23 protein-coding genes are annotated in these 18,635 nt (G+C 42.0%); 15 read left to right on the top strand and 8 right to left on the bottom strand.

Annotated elements, in window-relative coordinates; all coding sequences use genetic code 11:
* The first annotated feature begins 15 nt into the window (after positions 1 to 15).
* Complete coding sequence (locus DWB64_RS12495) at positions 16 to 894, top strand: carbon-nitrogen hydrolase family protein (protein WP_129488588.1); 879 nt, start codon at positions 16 to 18, stop codon at positions 892 to 894.
* Positions 895 to 902: 8 nt separating this feature from the next.
* The gene (locus DWB64_RS12490) at positions 903 to 2,090 is read left to right on the top strand and encodes a CaiB/BaiF CoA-transferase family protein (protein WP_129488587.1); all 1,188 of its coding nucleotides are present in this window, start codon (positions 903 to 905) and stop codon (positions 2,088 to 2,090) included.
* Between the two features lie 440 nt (positions 2,091 to 2,530).
* Here DWB64_RS12490 and DWB64_RS12485 read toward each other — a convergent pair whose 3' ends face one another.
* Positions 2,531 to 2,716: a hypothetical protein gene (locus tag DWB64_RS12485; protein WP_129488586.1), complete on the bottom strand. Its 186-nt coding sequence runs from the start codon at positions 2,714 to 2,716 to the stop codon at positions 2,531 to 2,533.
* 395 nt (positions 2,717 to 3,111) lie between these two features.
* Here DWB64_RS12485 and DWB64_RS12480 point away from each other — a divergent pair, with 395 nt between their 5' ends.
* From DWB64_RS12480 to DWB64_RS12465, 5 genes are all read left to right on the top strand, one after another.
* Positions 3,112 to 3,468, top strand: a complete 357-nt coding sequence (locus DWB64_RS12480; protein WP_129488585.1) for a DUF2200 domain-containing protein — start codon at positions 3,112 to 3,114, stop codon at positions 3,466 to 3,468.
* 305 nt (positions 3,469 to 3,773) lie between these two features.
* Complete coding sequence (locus DWB64_RS19285) at positions 3,774 to 4,115, top strand: hypothetical protein (protein ID WP_164980396.1); 342 nt, start codon at positions 3,774 to 3,776, stop codon at positions 4,113 to 4,115.
* Positions 4,112 to 4,621 carry an HIT family protein gene (locus DWB64_RS12475; protein ID WP_164980395.1) on the top strand — a complete coding sequence of 170 codons (510 nt, stop codon included), beginning with the start codon at positions 4,112 to 4,114 and terminating at the stop codon, positions 4,619 to 4,621. Before DWB64_RS19285 ends, DWB64_RS12475 begins: the two co-directional genes overlap by 4 nt.
* 27 nt (positions 4,622 to 4,648) lie before the next feature.
* Positions 4,649 to 5,425, top strand: coding sequence for an arylamine N-acetyltransferase (locus DWB64_RS12470; protein WP_129488583.1), 777 nt, complete (start codon positions 4,649 to 4,651; stop codon positions 5,423 to 5,425).
* A gap of 77 nt (positions 5,426 to 5,502) precedes the next feature.
* Positions 5,503 to 6,033, top strand: a complete 531-nt coding sequence (locus DWB64_RS12465) for an AAA family ATPase (protein WP_129488582.1) — start codon at positions 5,503 to 5,505, stop codon at positions 6,031 to 6,033.
* 135 nt (positions 6,034 to 6,168) lie between these two features.
* Here DWB64_RS12465 and DWB64_RS12460 read toward each other — a convergent pair whose 3' ends face one another.
* The 3 genes from DWB64_RS12460 to DWB64_RS12450 all read right to left on the bottom strand — a co-directional run bounded on the left by DWB64_RS12460 (position 6,169) and on the right by DWB64_RS12450 (position 8,438).
* Entirely contained in the window at positions 6,169 to 6,912 is a 744-nt protein-coding gene (locus tag DWB64_RS12460) for an NADPH-dependent oxidoreductase (protein ID WP_129488581.1), read from the bottom strand.
* A 74-nt stretch (positions 6,913 to 6,986) separates the two neighbouring features.
* The gene (locus DWB64_RS12455; RefSeq protein ID WP_129488580.1) at positions 6,987 to 7,553 is read right to left on the bottom strand and encodes a TetR/AcrR family transcriptional regulator; all 567 of its coding nucleotides are present in this window, start codon (positions 7,551 to 7,553) and stop codon (positions 6,987 to 6,989) included.
* A 129-nt stretch (positions 7,554 to 7,682) separates the two neighbouring features.
* A complete protein-coding gene (locus DWB64_RS12450) occupies positions 7,683 to 8,438 on the bottom strand; it encodes a methyltransferase domain-containing protein (protein ID WP_348983810.1) in 756 nt (251 codons plus the stop codon).
* A 154-nt stretch (positions 8,439 to 8,592) separates the two neighbouring features.
* Here DWB64_RS12450 and DWB64_RS12445 point away from each other — a divergent pair, with 154 nt between their 5' ends.
* Positions 8,593 to 9,210 (top strand): cyclase family protein, encoded by a 618-nt coding sequence (locus DWB64_RS12445; RefSeq protein WP_129488578.1) that lies wholly within the window; start codon positions 8,593 to 8,595, stop codon positions 9,208 to 9,210.
* 43 nt (positions 9,211 to 9,253) lie between these two features.
* Here the strand turns inward: DWB64_RS12445 and DWB64_RS12440 are convergent, their stop codons facing one another.
* The gene (locus tag DWB64_RS12440) at positions 9,254 to 9,472 is read right to left on the bottom strand and encodes a hypothetical protein (RefSeq protein WP_129488577.1); all 219 of its coding nucleotides are present in this window, start codon (positions 9,470 to 9,472) and stop codon (positions 9,254 to 9,256) included.
* A gap of 134 nt (positions 9,473 to 9,606) precedes the next feature.
* Here DWB64_RS12440 and DWB64_RS12435 point away from each other — a divergent pair, with 134 nt between their 5' ends.
* The 7 genes from DWB64_RS12435 (at position 9,607) to DWB64_RS12405 (ending at position 16,391) form a co-directional block, all read left to right on the top strand.
* Entirely contained in the window at positions 9,607 to 10,089 is a 483-nt protein-coding gene (locus tag DWB64_RS12435; protein WP_129488576.1) for a flavodoxin, read from the top strand.
* 144 nt (positions 10,090 to 10,233) lie between these two features.
* Positions 10,234 to 10,542, top strand: coding sequence for a hypothetical protein (locus DWB64_RS12430; protein WP_129488575.1), 309 nt, complete (start codon positions 10,234 to 10,236; stop codon positions 10,540 to 10,542).
* 34 nt (positions 10,543 to 10,576) lie between these two features.
* Complete coding sequence (locus tag DWB64_RS19580; protein ID WP_129488574.1) at positions 10,577 to 11,050, top strand: ATP-binding cassette domain-containing protein; 474 nt, start codon at positions 10,577 to 10,579, stop codon at positions 11,048 to 11,050.
* Positions 11,051 to 11,110: 60 nt separating this feature from the next.
* Positions 11,111 to 12,823 (top strand): ABC transporter ATP-binding protein, encoded by a 1,713-nt coding sequence (locus DWB64_RS12420; protein ID WP_129488573.1) that lies wholly within the window; start codon positions 11,111 to 11,113, stop codon positions 12,821 to 12,823.
* Positions 12,810 to 14,477: an ABC transporter ATP-binding protein gene (locus DWB64_RS12415; protein ID WP_129488572.1), complete on the top strand. Its 1,668-nt coding sequence runs from the start codon at positions 12,810 to 12,812 to the stop codon at positions 14,475 to 14,477. The genes DWB64_RS12420 and DWB64_RS12415 overlap by 14 nt, the downstream gene beginning before the upstream one ends.
* Before the next feature lie 108 nt (positions 14,478 to 14,585).
* Positions 14,586 to 15,527 (top strand): alpha/beta hydrolase, encoded by a 942-nt coding sequence (locus DWB64_RS12410; RefSeq protein ID WP_129488571.1) that lies wholly within the window; start codon positions 14,586 to 14,588, stop codon positions 15,525 to 15,527.
* A 228-nt stretch (positions 15,528 to 15,755) separates the two neighbouring features.
* Positions 15,756 to 16,391 carry an exonuclease domain-containing protein gene (locus DWB64_RS12405; protein WP_164980394.1) on the top strand — a complete coding sequence of 212 codons (636 nt, stop codon included), beginning with the start codon at positions 15,756 to 15,758 and terminating at the stop codon, positions 16,389 to 16,391.
* A gap of 59 nt (positions 16,392 to 16,450) precedes the next feature.
* Here DWB64_RS12405 and DWB64_RS12400 read toward each other — a convergent pair whose 3' ends face one another.
* From DWB64_RS12400 to DWB64_RS12390, 3 genes are read right to left on the bottom strand one after another with little or no spacing between them, the layout of a single operon-like run.
* On the bottom strand, positions 16,451 to 17,899 hold the full coding sequence (locus tag DWB64_RS12400; protein WP_129488569.1) for an aminoacyl-histidine dipeptidase: 1,449 nt from the start codon (positions 17,897 to 17,899) through the stop codon (positions 16,451 to 16,453).
* Positions 17,900 to 17,901: 2 nt separating this feature from the next.
* Positions 17,902 to 18,240, bottom strand: a complete 339-nt coding sequence (locus tag DWB64_RS12395; RefSeq protein WP_129488568.1) for a hypothetical protein — start codon at positions 18,238 to 18,240, stop codon at positions 17,902 to 17,904.
* 9 nt (positions 18,241 to 18,249) lie between these two features.
* Positions 18,250 to 18,585, bottom strand: coding sequence for a PqqD family protein (locus DWB64_RS12390; RefSeq protein WP_164980393.1), 336 nt, complete (start codon positions 18,583 to 18,585; stop codon positions 18,250 to 18,252).
* Positions 18,586 to 18,635: the final 50 nt, after the last annotated feature.

The following is an 18,635-nucleotide window of genomic DNA, read 5'->3' as shown; positions in this document are numbered from 1 at the left end:
ACTAGGGGTGAGCGTATGAAAGAGCATATCGCTTCTTGCGTGCAGTTTGCTGTACAACCCAATGAGATAAGCCTTAATATCGATAAGGCATGCCACTACCTTGAAAAGGCGGCAAAGGAATACGAGGCAGAGCTGATCGTTTTTCCAGAATCGATCACTACAGGATTCAGCCCCAATATGGAAACGGCTGAGTTTTATGAAATGCTTACTGAGGTACCGGGGGTGCACACCCAAAAGATTCAGAAGTTATGCAAGTCACTGGGGGTGCACGTCGTTTATCCGCTTTACGAAAGAGCAAGTGAAAAGAACGTGATTTTGAACAGTTCGGTGCTCATCGACAATCACGGGTCGGTGCTTTACAACTACCACAAGACCCATCCTTTTCCTACAGAAAGGGCGTGGACGACAGCTGGCAACGACTGCCGCGTGGTGGATACGGCACTTGGAAAGATAGGCATGATCCTATGCTACGACGGTGATTTTCCAGAACTAAGCAGGGTGCTCGCCCTAAATGGGGCAGAAATCATCACTAGACCATCGGCCTTTTTAAGAAGTTATGAGATATGGGAGATGACCAACAAGGCCAGAGCCTATGACAACCACTGTTACGTGCTTGCGGCAAACGCCGTGGGTAGGGACGCTGCGGACAACTACTACTTCGGGCACAGCATGATTGTGAGTCCTATCGCCCAGACCCTTGCGCTTGCAAGAGGGACAGAAGAGATTATCGCAGTCAAGCTCGACCCGGATCCCTTAAGGCATGTCACCTACGGATCCAAGTCGCCCATGATCTTCGACCACCTGCAGGACAGGAACGTGGGGGTCTACAAAGACATACTTAAAACAGGCAAATCGGCGTTTGAGCCATCAAAGCGCATTGACTACAAAAGGTAGGTGAACCTATGGCATTCGCATTAGAGGGAATCAAGGTGCTAGACCTGACAAGGGTGCTTGCCGGTCCCTATGCCACGATGGTACTCGGGGACCTGGGCGCTGATATCATCAAGCTTGAAATACCATCAACCGGTGACGATTCAAGAATGTTCGGACCCTTTATCAAGGAGCAGAGCGCTTACTTCATGAGCTTAAACAGAAACAAACGAAGTATGACGCTCAACCTCAAAACGGAAGAGGGCATCAGAATCTTTAAAGAGCTTGTAAAGAAAGTGGATGTGGTGGTTGAAAACTTTAAACCCGGGACCATGGATAAGCTGGGACTTGGCTATGATACGCTGATTAAGCTAAACCCTAGACTGATCTATGCAAGTTCGACAGGGTTTGGACAAACAGGCCCCTATTCCAAGAAGCCCGCATACGACGGTGTGATTCAAGCCATGAGCGGCATCATGAGCATCACCGGACCAAAAGACGGAGAGCCCACAAGGGTAGGACCGTCGATCGCTGATATCACTGCAGGACTTTTTACCGCAATCGGCATCTTAGCAGCGCTGACAAGCAGGCAACAAACAGGTGCCGGTCAGATGGTGGACGTGTCCATGCTGGACTGCCAGGTCGCCATACTCGAAAACGCCATCGCAAGATATCAGGCGACGGGTGAGGTACCAACGCCAATAGGAAACAGACACGCGTCGATCGTCCCCTTCGAACCTTTCGAAACTTCGGACGGCACCATCGTCATCGCTGTTGGAAACGATAAGATCTGGAAAAGCTTCTGCAAGTGCTCGGGGCTTAAAGCGCTGGCAGAAGACGGAAGGTTTATGACAAATGCAGATAGAAGCAATCATTACAGTCAACTTAGACCTATCATCGCAGACAGGATCAAAGAGCATACCACCAGCTACTGGCAGGCTTTGTTTGATAACAACGATATCCCGTCAGGACCCATCAGCGGTATGGACGAGGTTTTAAAAAACGAGCAGGTGCTCGCTAGGGAAATGCTTGTGGATATCATGCACCCGGTGGCGGGGATGACCCAGATTCCAGGTATCCCGATAAAACTCAGCACCACCCCAGGCAAAATCACACGCCCGGCACCGCTCCTTGGTGAACATACCGAGGAAGTTCTAAAAGAGATGCTTCAGATGGAGCCTGATGAGGTAGAGGAGTTACGAAAAAAAGGGATACTATAAAACCACATCCCCTCGTAGGGGCGCGGCCTTGTGTCCGCCCGCTCTAAAACAGAACTTAAGCGATCAAGAGAACTGCATATTCATAAAACCACACTAAGAAAAGCAATCATCGCAACACTTTCTGTATTTATTCGACATTACATTTGATAGTGCATGTACAAGTTTACCTGTACATGCACTTTTAAGGCGCTACGCTTCAAATGCAAGGAAATTCAAGGCGTGAGTTGACCACAATCCTCGTAGGGGCGCGGCCTCGTGTCCGCCCGCTTTGTGTTTTTTGATGGATGAAATAATACCTCAATATGAAATAATTATCTCATCGGAAACTATAAAAGGAGTCCATCGATATAATCTATGTCCACTTGATAAGCAAAAAAAAAGTACTCACAAATGATATTGTAAGCACGAATCATATTGACTTATTGGATAAAAGTAGAGGATCACCAAAGGTCGATAAGTCGCATTCCAATGACAAGCATAATTGGAATCGCAAGGAATTTGACAAGCGCTGTAAGGATCAGCGGTCCTACTAGGAACTGAGCTACAAGAAGGAAAGCCAGTACTCCTAAGCCATTAGCCAAGTAAAACTGCATGGAATCCTTATATTGGTACGTTAAAAGTTTCATAGTTGCTCCTTTCGCACACGAGTAATTGTTGTTATAACTTATTCCCTATTTTAAGGTGAACTATCATTACAAATAAAATTAGAATATGAAATTGTTGTAATAATACATGCAGTTTGTTATAGAGGCTGATGTGAACGACGCCAGACCATATTAGAGAATGGACATTCACAACTGACGATTGGCACTGCCCACAGGCGACAAATGATTTGTGGGTGTTTGGTCGATATGTAACCACGATGGCTTGAGTTACTTTTGAAGCGATTGCACCAGGAACAACCCGGATTGTTGAGGTTTTTGAAACAGAAGATGAAAATTCATTGGAGCAGCAGCGCATTGGATGGCAAGCCAATTTAAAAACCTATAAACGTGCAGCTAACGCCGAAAGGAAGTAGATTGTGCAAAAACATAAGATTTATACCATGAGTGTAGCAACCGTTTATCCTCTTTATGTCGCAAAGGCACAAAAGAAAGGGCGAACTAGAGAAGAAGTTGATTCAATCATCTTTTGGTTAACTGGATATACGAAGACGGAGTTTGATAAACTTATTGAAAATAAAACCGACTTTGAAACTTTTTTTGAGAAAGCACCGAACTTGAATCCAAATCGAAATGAGATCAAAGGTATGATTTGCGGAGTTCGTGTAGAAAATATTGACGAACCGTTAATGAGAGAGATCAGGTATCTCGACAAGTTAATCGATGAACTGGCAAAAGGTAAAGCAATGGCTAAAATACTTAGAAACACGATATGAAATATATTTATTACTAGCAATGGGCAGAGAAATCTGCTCATTTTACGTTTAACTTTGATATTAGTAAATCTAAGTTAATAATTTTTTTAATAGAATGCCATCATATAATAATGACGCTAAACAATTGGTTCTTTAAATTCAGGAAAAGTCTTAGTAGTTAACATATGCAGCTCACAGACAAAACAGCAAGAACAAGTCAAGACGCAGGTCTTTGATATTACATGAACTGATAAATACATGTATTGTAATTACTAGTGTAAATGGTACTATAAAAGAACAATTTACAATATGGAGGTTAGTTGATTATGCTTATTAGATGGGTGAAAAATGAAGATAAGCCAGCATGGATGCAACTTGTGGGAACGGTTGCCGAACTTTTTAATAGTTCAAATATGGCGACAGATGAAACCTTCCATAGTTATATGGATCATAAAGTTGAAAGGTTTGAGGCACTTACTGCAATAGATCGAATGACTGGAAGATGTCTTGGAGTCATTGACTTTTCAAGAGCGAATAACCGCATTTCATGGTTCGCTGTTCAACCGGATCTAAGGGTGGAGAAGCTGCAAGGATTATTTATGAAAAAGCTGATTTTATCGATAGTGGGTTCTTTGAGGATGAACAGGGAAACTTACGCTGTAAGATGAAACGTTTACCTACTACTGAAAAAAGAGGTGGGAGTTTTCATTACAATTACCCTGGCTATGATAAGTATTCAAAAGAAGAAAACTGCCTGTGCTGCACTAATGCTCCTGCTCCTGATTTTTTAGTCGATATTGCAGAACTCGACTATGCTTTTGCTACCGCCGAAAAAATTGCACAGGGAAAGCTGTTTGGTAAATGTCATGTGCTGATTAAGAATCACTATGTTAATTTTGAGGACATTAATCATGATGACATGGTTGGCTTTATGAGTGAAATCCAGCTAGTTGGAAATGCACTCAAAAAAGTTACCGGAGCGGTTAAAATCAATTATGAAATCCACTCAAATTCTGGACCGCATATCCATTGTCACTTGTTTCCTCGCTATCTTGACGATGACTTTCCATCAGCACCAATAGATTATCGCATTTGCGAGCCATCACCATATGAAAGTGAAGAAGAATTTTCATGGTTTGTGCAGCGAATTAGAGAAGAATTGATTAAGGGATAGTAAACCTGGTTGACGGTCTGTGGTTCGTTGGACAGAAAGGAGAACAACATCGATAGATTAACTTATTTAAAAAGAATATGCTATGAAGGTGAATTACTCCCCAATTATGATGTTTTATGTAAGTTACAGCACTCACATATGTTTCATATTCCCTTTGAAAACCTTGATGTACATTCTAAAACTGAAATTTCATTGAATTTAAAAAACATTTTCGAAAAGGTCATTCATCGTCATAGAGGAGGCTTTTGCTATGAGCTAAATTATTTGTTCTATAGCTTATTGATTGAAATCGGCTTTGATGTGAAGCTGATTTCTGCAAGCGTGTATGATCATCACTCCAAAAAAAATGGTCCAGAATATGACCATTTGGCTATGCTTGTTCAAATTGATCGCAAAACCTACTTAGTGGATGTAGGTTTCGGTGAGTCAAGTATATTGCCTTTGGATATTGGGATACCTTCTATACAGAGTGATACAAGATTTGAGTATATCATTGAGCATCTGGATTTCGACTCTATGATCTTGAGTGTTCTTCATGAAGGGCAAAAGGTGCCTATGTATCTATTTTCAGTTCCAGAGCATGCCATTGAGGACTTTGCATCTATGTGTGTTTTTCATCAGACAAGCGATGAATCTCCATTCACAAAAAGAAAGCTAATCACTCTTCCGATTGATCATGGAAGAGTATCAATAAAAGGCGATAAGCTAAAAGTGACTTCAAATGGTCAGGTTATAAGTGAGAGGGTTATTGAGAGCTCAGAAGAATATGATAAGCTACTTCAACAATACTTCTATTTCAAATAGATAGAAGTGATTTTACTTTTCTTCGACCTATCCTAATTATTATTACAACGTAGTATGACAACTCAAAGGGGAATGAAATGCCAAAGGGGATTCTTGTATTTGGATTAAACGGTAGTGGAAAATCAACGTTAGCTAGGGTGCTTGCGGATGCACTGGACTATAAGTTTATGGATATTGAAGAGTATGTTTTTATGGAAGCAGATGTTCCATTTACAAAACAACGATCACGAGAAGAATATCTAAGCTTGATGCAAAAGGACATTATAAAGTATGATACGTTTGTTTTGGCAGCGGTAAAGGGTGATTTTGGAGATGAAATATCATCAGGCTATAAGCTAGGTGTGTATATTGATGTCCCATATGATATCCGAATCAAACGTGTAATCAAGAGAATGACTGAGAAGTTTGGAGATAGGGTGAAAGCTGGCGGTGACATGTATGATTCGGAGATGGAATTCCTTGAATTTGTAAAATCGCGCACTGTTCAAAGTGTTGAAATGTGGTCAGATACGTTGCACTGCCCAATACTTCGAGTTGACGGCACAAAAGAAATAGCCGATAATGTCAGACTGATAGAAAAGACATATTTAGAAATTGTTGAACGCTGAAAACATTCGTAATTATCATCGCTAGAAGCAAAGTAAACCTCCGACAAGTACTACCTAGTATGAACTAGGCTACTGATTGGAGGTTTTTCTAGTTTATTTGACAAAGGTTATACTTAGAATTTCTTCACCAAGATGCTATTCACATTTAAACTGCTGACTTCTGAGGGTCTGGCTGACTTTTGGGAAGTATACCTTGTTGTAGGTGTTGCCGATCGCTCCACTCCAGTCGTGGATGTTTTGACCCTGACCTCGTGCAGCCATGTATTTTTTTATGGTTTCATCGTATGTGTCGATGTGCTTTTTAAGGTCGGTGTTGTATTTTTCGATGTGTATTACCGCATCTTTTTCAAATCTTGGTTTTTTGTCAGGCAACGTTTCTGTGTTGGGGTGACCGACACAAAGTCCGACAAGAGGGTAGACGTACTCCGGTAGTCCGAGCAGGTCGATCATTCCTTGAGGGTTGTTCCTGATTCCACCGATGCACACTGTGCCAAGCCCCAACGATTCAGCTGCAGCAATCGTATTGCCCATGGCAAGTCCTGTATCGATGGATCCGACAAGTGTACCTTCCATATTGCCTGCGATGACAAGAGGTTGTCCGATCTTATCACCTGCAAGCTTCGCTCTGTAAAAATCAGCTACGAAAAGAAGAAATACAGGGGCTTGGCTGATCCAGGGCTGGCCGCCTGCAAATTCCGCGATTTTATCTTTTGTCGCCTGATCCTTAACGACAACCACGCTCATCTGTTGACCGTTGATGGACGATGGAGCGGCTTGAGCACACGCGAGTATCGCATCCAGTTCTTCAACAGATATCTCTTTATCTGTGTAGCTTCTTATCGACCTGTGATTTAAAATGCTATTAATTGTACTGTTCATAATCAACCTCCTAGTTGAATAAAATGAATGTTCATTCATTTTATAGTGAAAATAAAACTAAAACAGAAAATGTTTTAGTTGGTTTGCTTGCTGATTCCTTGCCAGATGACTGAAAAAGCCTCTTTGATCATGGCGTCGTCTACGACTGCTATTCCACTTTCGTGGTAGATGTACAGTTCTGTTATCGGCCCTAAGATCATTGAGCTCATGACAGCGCAGGAAATCGGTTTGATCAGTTGCTGTTCGACACCTCTATGGAGTACCTGCGTGAAGAGGGCATAGACTTCTTTTTGCTTGCAGAGTACTTCTTTGGATGCATGATAGGACATTCTGTATTCGTGCATGAACTTTACTTTATTGGAGTTGGCAAGGTAGTAGTCGATAATGCCTTTCCACATTTCATAAATGCAGGTCTCAAGCATGAGAGACTCATCGTGGCGATCAGCCATGACCTGATAGAGCTCGTCTGCAATGCTGTTATAAAGTTCGCTTAGCAGGACTTCTTTGTTTTCGAAATAGCGGTAAATCGTACCGGCGGCAATGCCCGCATGGTTTGCGATTTTTGACATAGGCGTAGCGCTTATTCCACCTTGCAGGGCGATTTCTAAAACGGCATGATAGATTCGTTCTTTTTTGTCCATGTAAACAGCTCCTCAAAAATGAATGTTCGTTCATTCACTGAAAGTTTACCATAATCAATCGTTAATATCAATGATAATTTTTATCATTTAAAGAAGTGTGCTGCTTTCGTAAAAAAAGTAACGACTCAATCAATAAGTCATTACTTTAGCTACTACGATAATTTGTGGTGCAGGTAAAAAGCCGATCGTATCCAACCGCTTTTCAAGCATGGCAGCCTTTATCTCGAATTTTTCAAAGTCTTTGTGGTCTTTGACCCTATCTAAGGACTTTACGAGCGTGTCTTTCAACAGGACATAATCCTCTGGTTTTAGAGGCTTTTGATCGGTGACTTCAAGGTTCCAGATATCGACTTCGCCGATCCTTTCGTGACCTTTGATCGCTTTAATGATTTCTTTTCGGTCTAGGGTCTCGTTGTGGACGATATTGTTTGCTCTGTCTATTTCGGCCCAAAAGTGATGGATGAGCGTGTGTGTCACTTGCTGCTGGTTGAGGCTACCTGAGTACATTTCATTAAATAGAAGGATTCCACCAGGTCTTATCAGTTCTGTCATGATACCGATGCATTTGTTAAGATCTTGCATATGATGTATCGAGTTGGACAGACAGACCGCATCGAAAGAATACTTTTGTAGGGTGATGTCTTCGATATCCATCTGCATGAAGGTGACCTTGTCATGTATCACGGCTTTCTTAGCAGCTTCTATGGCAGTAATTGAACTGTCGATTCCTATGATGGAATCGAAATCAATATCCATCGATAATAGTGTTTGGATAAATGAACCGTTTCCTGTCGCTAGGTCAACTATTTTTTTAGGATGAATATCGGTAATGAGTCTTTTGAGTCTTTCCATCGTGATCTCCTTTATTCTGTGCAAGTGAGTCACTTTAATGACTTATCCCAGTGTATCATGTATTTCTTAAATTGGTGGATTATTGTTCAAATATATGATTTCGTTTTCTTAATTAGCCGACATTTTATCTCAGATAGAGTACACTGTAACTAGTAAAAAGTACCCATTCGGATAAGGAGATGACAAGATGATCTATGATATTACTAAAACCATCAATAATAAACTCAAATGCTGGCCAGGTGACCAGGAATATGGGAGACACGAAACAGAATTTGATTTTAAGGGCGGAACAGGACATGCTTCATGGATTACAGCTAGTCTGCATACCGGAACGCATGTGGATGCCCATTGGCATTATAGCGATAGCGGCTTAACGATAGATGAACACAACCTGGAACATTATATCGGACCTTGCCAGGTGATTGACGTGACAGCTGCGACCAGCAGCCATATTGAAGTATCGGATATCAAGGTTGCAATTACTGAAAAAAGAGTGCTTTTTAAGACAAACCAACAGGTGGATGAGACGGTTTGGACTGACGATTTTAAAGGTTTATCGGTAGAGCTTGTTCATTATTTGAATTCTTTTGGAGTTGTCCTAATCGGTTTAGACACGCCAAGCGTGGATGTTTATCAAGCGGAAACACTTTCTACCCACTTGGCCTTTTACGAGTGCGGTATTTACATTTTGGAAGGACTTGTGCTGAACGAGGTCACACAGGGCACCTATGAACTGATCGCGTTACCGCTTAAATTTGAAGGGGCAGACGGAAGTCCTGTACGTGCTATACTGAAGCCAACCTAAAAAAAGATACCATGTATATGGTATCCGAAGTAGCTTTAGCTGATTATAGTTGACGAAATACATCTTCGTCATTGTGGAGTTGCTCGTTGACAGCTTCAAGTGTGACACAAGCGTTTTGACGTTCTTGTTCGCGGTTCATTTCATCCAATTGCTGATGGCTGAAGATATTCATGTTTTGATTAGAAACGCCACATTCCACTTCTAGTGCTTGTTTCTTTGCCTTAAGGTTGATGATTTCATCAAGAAGTTCCTTTTTCATCATTTTCACCTCCGCAAGGACTCATAATTCCCTTATTCATATATACCCAATTTGAAATAAGATGAACTAAATTTTATAAGGTTTAATAAATAATGATATAATCAGTACAGATAGTGTTAGACAAAAGGGAGGGTAACATGTCAAAAGCAATCGTAGTATATTATTCTTATGAAGGAAGCACAGAGGAGATCGCTGAAGCCTTGTCCGATTATCTTAAGATTGATTTGCTTGAAATCAAACCAATAAATGAGAAGAAAGCGACTGGGTTCTCAAAGTTCTTTTGGGGTGGAAGCCAGGTGGTGATGGGCAAGACGCCAGAGCTGAGCAAGATGGATAAAAATATCGACGATTACGATACTATCATCATCGGGTCGCCGACATGGGCAGGGTCCTATACGCCACCTGTAAAAACACTGTTCGACAAAGGCTTTGTCAAAGACAAAAAAGTCGCCTATTTCTACAGTCATCTCGGAGGCGATAGCAAGGTGGAGTCGAAGGTTCGAGCTTTGATTGAAAAGAATAACCAACTGATTGGCATCAAAGCGATTAAGGATGTCGCCACCAGCAAGGATCAGGCGCTTAAGGATATTAAAAATTGGGCGGATTCGTTAGCCTTATAGGACTAGTATGAGTTAATAATCAAACAGTATTTCACAGCTTATGCGGAATACTGTTTTTTTTGTTTTAGATACTCTTTAACTGGAATCGATTGTAAAATTAATCTATACTTGTTAAGTAGGAAACTTTCAACTTAGGAGGGTGCTGTGAGATTTAAAACAAAAAACTTTCATTTGAATCAATTTTTCAAAGTTCATGCATGGCAGATTTTGATTACAGCAAGTCTGGATATCATAGGTGTGTTTGCAGCGCTTTCTATTCCGCTTTTTTTAGGTAGGATGATTACGGAACTTGAAAAGGGAAACGCTACAGTACATTCGCTATTTGTCAGATTTTTGACGGTTGTCGGATTGTATGTGATTTGGAACGTGATCTCACTACTAGTTGAAGTCAATTTTGAAGTGATCAATAAGAAAATTGAAAACCAGGTCAGACAGCATTGTAGGAGTCTTTAGAAGTGCTACGATATTTGTGGGAGGACTGTTTTACTTGACCGGTAGAGTCTCACTCGGCAGCATATTTACCTTATACACTTATGTGATTCAATTGGCATCTTATTTACGTAGTCTTGTCGAGGTAGATATCCTCATTAAGGACATGGCAGCTTCACTGACTAGGTTAGACGACTTTTTAGATAGCCTAAGCAGTGGTGAGTTTGATGACAAGGCCTGCGTGGGACCGATCACCGAAGTATCATTTAAAGAGGTGTCGTACAAGTTAGGTGCACAGACAATTTTACATCCAATTAGTTTTAGAGCACAAAAAGGAGATATTGTTGGAATAAGGGGGAAGAACGGTTCTGGAAAGTCTACGCTGTCGTATTTTATCAACGGCCTGCTTAGTCATGACGGCATATTCTTAAACCAAATGCCGGCTAAACAGTTCAGTACTGCGAGTCATATCGGTAGAGTGTCATCCGTGTTAAAAGAACATATATTAGAAAACGAAGAAGATCAAAACTAGTACATGGTCGAAACGGTGACCTGATACGCCTACATTACATACAAAGGAAAGTTTACTTAAATGATAAAGCAGCTGACACAAGTTTACAAAGCATTTTTAAAACAAATCATCCTAGTGGTTCTTCTTGTTCTGACATTGTCCTATGTCAATGTTCAGATTGTGGTGCTATCCGGATCGCTCATCAATACCTTGGGAAATAATGTTGCATTTATGCCTGTTCTGATCTTTTTTGCAGTGATGATGCTGGTTCAGCATTTATTGACGCTCACGCTCAAGTTTTACGAGGAAAGGCTGAACTTTAGAATCACTAACCAATTGAAGGCGCTTGTCTATGAAAAGTTGATCGGTATTAAGACCGACAGACTGATGGCCTGGTCTCACGATGACCTTTTTCAGATGTGGTCGTTTGATATCGACGAAATTCAGAAGATTTCTGTTGGAACGGTCACATCCTTTAGCATTAAGCTGATCAGCGCTTTTATCGCGGTCATTCAGTTGAGCCGTATTTCGGTGGTGTTCACGCTGATTGGGTTGTTTTTTTATCTGATAGCGATGATTCCGATACACTTTGTAGGCAAATTGAGTAAACGTGCTGAAAATAAGTTGCGGCAGTCCATGACCGGTGTGAATAAAACCTTTTATTTTGGCATCGATTTCATCAGGCTAATCAAGACCTATGGTAAAACCAGTGAGACACTACTAGATTTTGAGAAGGCAAGCGAGGAATACAGTATAAGAAAAGTGAACCAGTTGACGCTTTCAAATCTTTTTAGGATGGTTGCCTTAGTGCTTAAATCCATCGCTCCAATAGCCGTTTTACTTTTGGCGAGCAGCAGAGTCTACAGTGGAAGCCTTTCTCTTGGGGACCTTGTGGTCGCGATGGCGCTACTTGGAACAATCAGTGCCCCGATATCAGAAATAGGCACCTTTTTGATCCAGATCAGGTCGACCGCGCCTAAAATTGATAGACTGTTTGACTTTTTATCGGAAAATGACGAGCAGGCTGATACTAATAGGTGTGACTCAGGTGACAAAATCGATTTAAGCGGTGATATCACTTTTGAAAATGTCTCGGTGGTCAGAAACGGCCAAAGCATAGTTAGCGATGTGTCTTTTATTATTCAGAATGGCGAGAAGGTGGCTATAGTCGGCGAGAGCGGTTGTGGAAAAACTACAATCGCAAATCTCTTGACTGGTCTGATTGAAGCGGATGTAGGTCAAATCAAGGTTAAAGGCAAACCAATCAGCAGCGTTGAAGTGGGCGCTTTAAGAAAACAGCTGATGTATGTGGAAAGCGACATCTATCTATCGAACGATACACTTTTAAATAATCTGACCCTTCTGGGCGGCTGTGAGCCGCAACTTTTGTCCATTACAAGAGCCTTGGGTTTCAACAAGGATATTCTGAACATGGATGAAGGATTTCAGACGGTCATAAACGCTAACGGTACCAACGTTTCAGGCGGACAAAAGAAAAAAATCGGTTTTATCAGGGCGGCAAGCGTTAAGAAAAACCTTTATCTCTTGGATGAGGTCACGACAGGACTTGACAAGAAATCCGCTCATCTGATGACCGACTATATAAAGAATGAAATGAACGCTACGGTAATCATGATTACCCATGAAATCGCTCTATGTGAGGCCATGGACAAGGTGCTTGTACTTAAGGACGGTTGTCTTATCGACTTTGGGACGCACAAGGAAGTCTACAGTCGTTGTGATTATTACCGCGAACTTCAGATGAGTGAGGTGGGCGAAAATGAAATCGGTTAAGACGACCTATAGGGACCTGTTCGATCAGAAGGTGAAAAAGAATTGGTATAAGGTGGCAGCTTCGATTCTTTCGGGAATGATAAGAGCTGTCGCCATGCTGATGCCGACTTTTCTTATACGTAATATGCTGAATGCACTGATCGACAGGATCAATACGACCTATTTGATTCAAACGGCACTTTTGACCCTGTTGATGCCAACGATCGTTTTGATTTTGTACGTGATCGATGCAAGAATCAGCAAGTATCTGTTTGACATCGTAAAGGATATCAGAACCGCTACCTTTAAGACGATACTCAGTCAAAAACTGCGCTGGGTCTTGTCGAAAGACCGGAGCGAACTGTTTAATAAAACGATCTCTTCGACGATTCAAATTGCGGAATTTTATTACTACACGCTCAGCAACCTAGCATGGTACAGTACCACAGCACTTGTAGGAAGCCTACTGATGATCAGGATCAATGCTTCGATTGCCAGCCTACTATTGGTGTTATCGGTCATTCAAGTGATGGTGGCAGTTTTTCGTGGCGGTGCGACAATGAGGGCAAGCCACCTGGTAAGTGAAGTGAAAACTGTAGGCGATATGGAGTTTACTACAGTGTTACATCACAATTCGTATATCAAGGTCGCAGGTCTGAAAGACTGGGCACAGGCACGCTGTAATAACTGGATAGAAGACTCGCTTAAGGCTTTTAACATGCAGATGAGTCACTTTTTTATAACGCAGTCGATGACCTTTGTGATTGTTTCACTAAAAAGCCTACTCCTTTATGTACTTGCACAGCAACTATTCGTTAAAGGACTAATAAGACCAGGCGATGTGGTGGCGCTCGGCAGTTATGCCATCTATCTGACACCTGTGTTTTTTGGATTGCAGGACTGGGTATCTGATGCCTACAAGAACAGGGTGAATAAAAACCGTGTCAATCAATTTTTAGACCTGGAAGAGGTTGATACGACTTTGAGCGAAGTGAAGAATACGGACAGTTCATGTATTTCGAACATCGAGGTAAAAGACCTTGGATTCAGTTACCGAAAAGATGCTTCTTTTAAGCCGCTGATAGACAAGTTGTCGTTTAAGGTAGATGTAGACTCTCATCTTTATGTGATTGGCCCCTCCGGATCGGGTAAAAGCACGCTGATCGATATCTTAATGAGCCTGGAGGACGACTATACCGGTTGCGTTCTTTATAACGGGATAAATGCCAAGGTGCTCCATGAAAACTATCTGCTCGATAATATCGTCTGTGTGAGTCAGCACAGTGAGATTATTCAGAGCACGCTTTGGGACAACCTACTATATTCGTGTGTGCATCACTCGGATGAAAGGATAATATCGCTGCTTGATAAGCTGAAGCTAGGGTATCTGGTGGGCGAAATGCCAGGAGGTCTCAGCTGGGACATGAACTTACACCCTAGGGCGCTTTCGGATGGTGAGAAAAAACGGATATGCATCGCAAGAGCAATCTTGTCTGAGCCGAACGTGCTGATACTCGACGAGCCCACGGCAGGTCTTGATATGCTAAACAAGCAGTTTGTGATGGATACGATCAAAGGCGAGATGACTGGCAAGATACTAATTGTCGTGACCCATGATGCGCTTTATGAGACGCATGACAATGTGTTAAATCTCGCAAAAAAGCGGACCTCTTAAGTGATGGTCGGCTTCCTTTTGACAAACCAATGGTTATTCAGTTATGTAGGATGGGTATATAGCGGATATAAGCACTAATGCCAATGATTAACTTAACCGAGGTGGGCCATGTTAAACGAGAAATATGCAATTCACCCTGAACTCAAAGACCAGTCCAGTTATCAGTTGTCTGAATTCTATATGACCAGACTGGGAAGCAACATCTACAATCTGTATGCGGTACTTAATTGCCTTTTTGTTAAGAAGCCTGCCGAGATCCGGTCAAAAAAATATTGGTTTAAAGGATATAAGAAATATGCAATCAGTGCGTCGGTGTATGAACCGGTGAATGTGGATGCCAAAGTTCCTGTCCTTGTCTATTATCACGGAGGCGGATTCGCCTTAAAAGCGACAGCTATCACACATGATTTGGCAATGAGGTATGCACTGGGGGCCAAGTGTAAAGTGGTGGTGGTCAATTACAGGACTTCTGCCAACCATCTTTTTCCTATTCCGGTTGAGGACTGTTATGAAGGAGCCAAATGGGTTTATGAACACGCTGAGACCTTGGGCATCGATCGAGAAAGAATAGGTCTTGCCGGAGATAGCGCCGGTGGGGCGCTGGCTGCCTGTGTCGCTCAGATGCTTAGGGATAGAAAGATCTTTACACCTAAGTTTCAGGTGCTGATTTATCCTGTGATCGATGAACGTCTTAATACACAAAGCATGCAGGACTTTGATGATACTCCATTTTGGAACTCCAAGCTCAATAAAAGAATGTGGAGGCTCTATTTGCGAAGTACCGATCTTACTGAACAGCTCTACAGCGCGCCACTGATGCATGACGACTTGACCAATCTGCCCAAGGCCTATATCGAGGTGGCCGAATTCGACTCCTTAAGGGACGAGGGTGAGCTGTATGCGGATAAACTTAGAAAATCGGATGTGGAAGTCGCGCTGAACAAGATAATAGGTGCATACCACGAGTTCGACATTTTTCAGGATAAGGAAATTGTTAAAGACGTGATGAAGGAGAGGATTAAGTTTTTGATTAGCGGTTTTAGTGATTAGAAGGGCAATGAAAAGTGCAATTATAAAACCACACTAAGGGAACTTTGTAGCAAACCCTTAAGTAGGTAGCAAGTTACAACCTCAACAATAACGTTATAATTCATCTGAACATGTTTATTTAAGGCGCTACGCTTCAAATGCAAGAAAAACCTTCAGGAAATGATAAATTTTTTAGTGGGCTTTTAGTCAAAATCTTGTTTTTGTGGTTTTGTGGGTTGGAGTATGGTATTGTCTAGTAAGACACTGATTTTGACTAGAAAAGGGATGTTTATGAATTTTACTGTGATTGATTTTGAAACTGCGAATAGTAAGAGGGCGAGTGCCTGCGCGCTTGGGATTGTGAAGGTTGTTGATGGTGTGGTGGTTGAGAAGGATGCTTGGCTGATCAGGCCCGACGATATGAGGTTTGACGGGATGAATATCGCGATACACGGTATTAGACCCGAACAAGTCATCGACGAGCCTGAGTTTGACGAGCTCTATCAACTTGTTTTTAAGGAAAAACTTGAAAATCAGCTCGTGATCGCCCATAACGCCAGTTTCGATATGAGCGTGCTCAGAAAATCGCTTGATCTATATGGGATAGATTATCCAAGTTTTGATTATCTTTGCTCTGTAAAGGTCGCTCAGAAGACGTGGCCGGACCTGATAAACCATAAGCTTGACAGCATGTCTAGGTTTTTGAACTTCAAGTTCAAACACCATGATGCGCTCGACGACTGTCTTGCGTGTGCGAATGTCATTATTAAGGCATGTGAGGAGAATCAGGTGGATAGCCCGTTAAAACTTGCGGATAAGCTAAAGATGCAAAAGGGACGAGTTTTCAAAGGCGGATATAGGGCATGCAGCGTAAATAAAAGATAAGACAAAGACACACATTCCATGTGAACCCGACAAGGTGGAATGTGTGTCTTTGTTATGGATTAAATACGAGTAAGCACTTCGAGTAAAAAATCATACACACGCTTTGTAGAGCTGATGCTTAAGTTCTCTTTTGGTGTATGTACATCATTTAGGTCGGGGCCAAGCGACACCATGTCGATGTCTCCGACTTTTTCAATGAGAAAACCGCACTCAAGACCGGCGTGCAGGGCGTCAACCTTAAGCGATTTTGAGAACATCTCTTCGTAGACTTCTTTCATTAGCTCGCGGGTTTCAGATACCGCTTTGAATGGCCATGAAGGGTAATCGGACTCCAGTCTCATATCCGCACCGATCAAGTCGCAGGTTAGACCGATTTTTTGATTGATCATGTCTTTAAGTGATGCGACTGAACTTCTTACAGCACTTGTGAATACGAGCGATTGCTCGTTTTGATCAAGTATGCCTAAATTGATCGAACTTTCTACAAGGCCTTCGATACCGGCGCTCATCGTCTGCACCGCATCAGGAAGCAGCATTAGAAGCTGTACCGTTTTTTGTGCTGAGTTATGGTCGTAGGCTTCAACAGGAAGTTCTGTTTCTTGTAGTTCGATTGTCACTTCGGCATCTGAAAGTTCGACTTCGTTTTTAAGTAAATGTTCGATTTCTGAAACAGAAGTTCTCAATAGGTCTGTATCCGCTTTTGAGCAAATGACAACGACTTCCGATCGTTTAGGAATGGCATTTGGTTTGTCACCACCATGAATGCCCGCAATTTCAAAGTTTAACTTAGTTTTAAGCAGGTATAGGAGTCTACCGGCGCAAACTATGGCATTTGCACGGCGTTTGTGTATTTCAACTCCCGAATGTCCACCCAATAGTCCTTTGATGACGATTTTGAAGGCGGTGTCATAAGAGGCTGCTTGTTTTGTGATAGGAAGTGTGATGATATTGTTAACGCCACCAGCACATGAGGAAAGTAGAACACCTTCTTCTTCAGAATCAAGGTTGATTAGGATATCGCCTGTTATATTTGCAGGGTCAAGCGCCATGACACCGTCCATGCCGGTTTCTTCAGCTATGGTGATGAGCACTTGCAAGGGTGGGTGAACAAGTGTCTTGTCTTCTAAAATGGCCATCGCCATGGCGACCGCTATACCGTTGTCGGCGCCTAAGGTGGTGCCTTTTGTTTTTATGAGGTCGCCGTCGATCACAAGCGGAATCGGATCTTTGCCAAAATCAAATTCCAGATCGTCTTCTTTGACGCAAACCATGTCCATATGTCCTTGAATGATGACGGTCTTGTGATTTTCGTAGCCTGTTGACGCTTTCTTCTTTATGATGACATTCATCGATGGCTCTTGAATCACATCGAGTCCAAGTCCTTTGGCAAATGCTGTTAAAAAGTCGCTGACCGCTTTTTCGTTTCCAGATTCACGCGGAATACGTGTGAGTGACTCAAAATGATGCCAAAGGCGGTTAGGTTGCAAGTCTTTTAGTAGGTCTGTCATGGTTACTCCTTAATCAATGTGAACTTGTTTTTACTGATTTGCGTTAAAATTTTCTTGTCGACAAGGGTCTTGATGATTTGACCGCTCATGAGCCTCGCATCTGTGATCTCTACTTTGTCTTTTGACCAAAACAGAGAGGCTTTGGTACCTTCAATCATCATTTCAATTTCGGTTAGTGAGAGCTGATCTTTATGTTCAAAGGCTTTTAGCACCTTTTTTTCGCATTTGTATAAGAGTTGATGGATAAGTTCATCGTGTTTACGCTGTTTCTTGATTGTTCCCCAAGCCATTAAAAAGGTGAGGGTGACTGCCAAAAGGAGTATTTCAAAGACGATTTGCATGAGTCTCTCCTATATCTTGATGAAGTTGTTGTTTTTGAGTATGTTGACATAGGCACCGAATCGCTCGTATAAGGGTTCGATATCCGCGCCAAACGCATTATTCAGCTCTTCGCATAGTTCGTGTGTGGTTTTTGTTCCATCGATGGATTTCCAAATAAAACTTCCGTATTCGTCCAAGTCGATCTTCATGACTTCAGGTGTTCTTGCAAATAACCTGACTGCCTTATCCAGCCAAGACATTCTAGGTATCTGAATCTGAATACAACCATTGTCCAAAACGATCCACTGGACACTACTGATTTTTTTAGGTACCAAATCTAAAAAGTTAGCTTGTTTTTTAGCCATGTTATTCCTCGCTTTAGAGATAAGGGGGGAAGCTTGTTCCCCCATATCAT

The sequence above is a fragment of the Fusibacter sp. A1 genome (assembly GCF_004125825.1).
Classification (GTDB): Bacteria; Bacillota; Clostridia; order Peptostreptococcales; family Acidaminobacteraceae; genus QQWI01.
Note: the sequence above shows the minus strand (reverse complement) of the source record. Positions and strands in the feature narration are given on the sequence as shown.

Bases quoted from the DNA above. Each gene is read 5' to 3' on its own strand.
- DWB64_RS12495 (WP_129488588.1), top strand. From the start codon at position 16: ATGAAAGAGCATATCGCTTCTTGCGTGCAGTTTGCTGTACAACCCAAT.
- DWB64_RS12490 (WP_129488587.1), top strand. From the start codon at position 903: ATGGCATTCGCATTAGAGGGAATCAAGGTGCTAGACCTGACAAGGGTG.
- DWB64_RS12485 (WP_129488586.1), bottom strand. From the start codon at position 2,716: ATGAAACTTTTAACGTACCAATATAAGGATTCCATGCAGTTTTACTTG.
- DWB64_RS19285 (WP_164980396.1), top strand. From the start codon at position 3,774: ATGCTTATTAGATGGGTGAAAAATGAAGATAAGCCAGCATGGATGCAA.
- DWB64_RS12475 (WP_164980395.1), top strand. From the start codon at position 4,112: ATGAAACGTTTACCTACTACTGAAAAAAGAGGTGGGAGTTTTCATTAC.
- DWB64_RS12465 (WP_129488582.1), top strand. From the start codon at position 5,503: ATGCCAAAGGGGATTCTTGTATTTGGATTAAACGGTAGTGGAAAATCA.
- DWB64_RS12460 (WP_129488581.1), bottom strand. From the start codon at position 6,912: ATGAACAGTACAATTAATAGCATTTTAAATCACAGGTCGATAAGAAGC.
- DWB64_RS12455 (WP_129488580.1), bottom strand. From the start codon at position 7,553: ATGGACAAAAAAGAACGAATCTATCATGCCGTTTTAGAAATCGCCCTG.
- DWB64_RS12445 (WP_129488578.1), top strand. From the start codon at position 8,593: ATGATCTATGATATTACTAAAACCATCAATAATAAACTCAAATGCTGG.
- DWB64_RS12440 (WP_129488577.1), bottom strand. From the start codon at position 9,472: ATGATGAAAAAGGAACTTCTTGATGAAATCATCAACCTTAAGGCAAAG.
- DWB64_RS12435 (WP_129488576.1), top strand. From the start codon at position 9,607: ATGTCAAAAGCAATCGTAGTATATTATTCTTATGAAGGAAGCACAGAG.
- DWB64_RS12420 (WP_129488573.1), top strand. From the start codon at position 11,111: ATGATAAAGCAGCTGACACAAGTTTACAAAGCATTTTTAAAACAAATC.
- DWB64_RS12415 (WP_129488572.1), top strand. From the start codon at position 12,810: ATGAAATCGGTTAAGACGACCTATAGGGACCTGTTCGATCAGAAGGTG.
- DWB64_RS12410 (WP_129488571.1), top strand. From the start codon at position 14,586: ATGTTAAACGAGAAATATGCAATTCACCCTGAACTCAAAGACCAGTCC.
- DWB64_RS12400 (WP_129488569.1), bottom strand. From the start codon at position 17,899: ATGACAGACCTACTAAAAGACTTGCAACCTAACCGCCTTTGGCATCAT.
- DWB64_RS12395 (WP_129488568.1), bottom strand. From the start codon at position 18,240: ATGCAAATCGTCTTTGAAATACTCCTTTTGGCAGTCACCCTCACCTTT.
- DWB64_RS12390 (WP_164980393.1), bottom strand. From the start codon at position 18,585: ATGGCTAAAAAACAAGCTAACTTTTTAGATTTGGTACCTAAAAAAATC.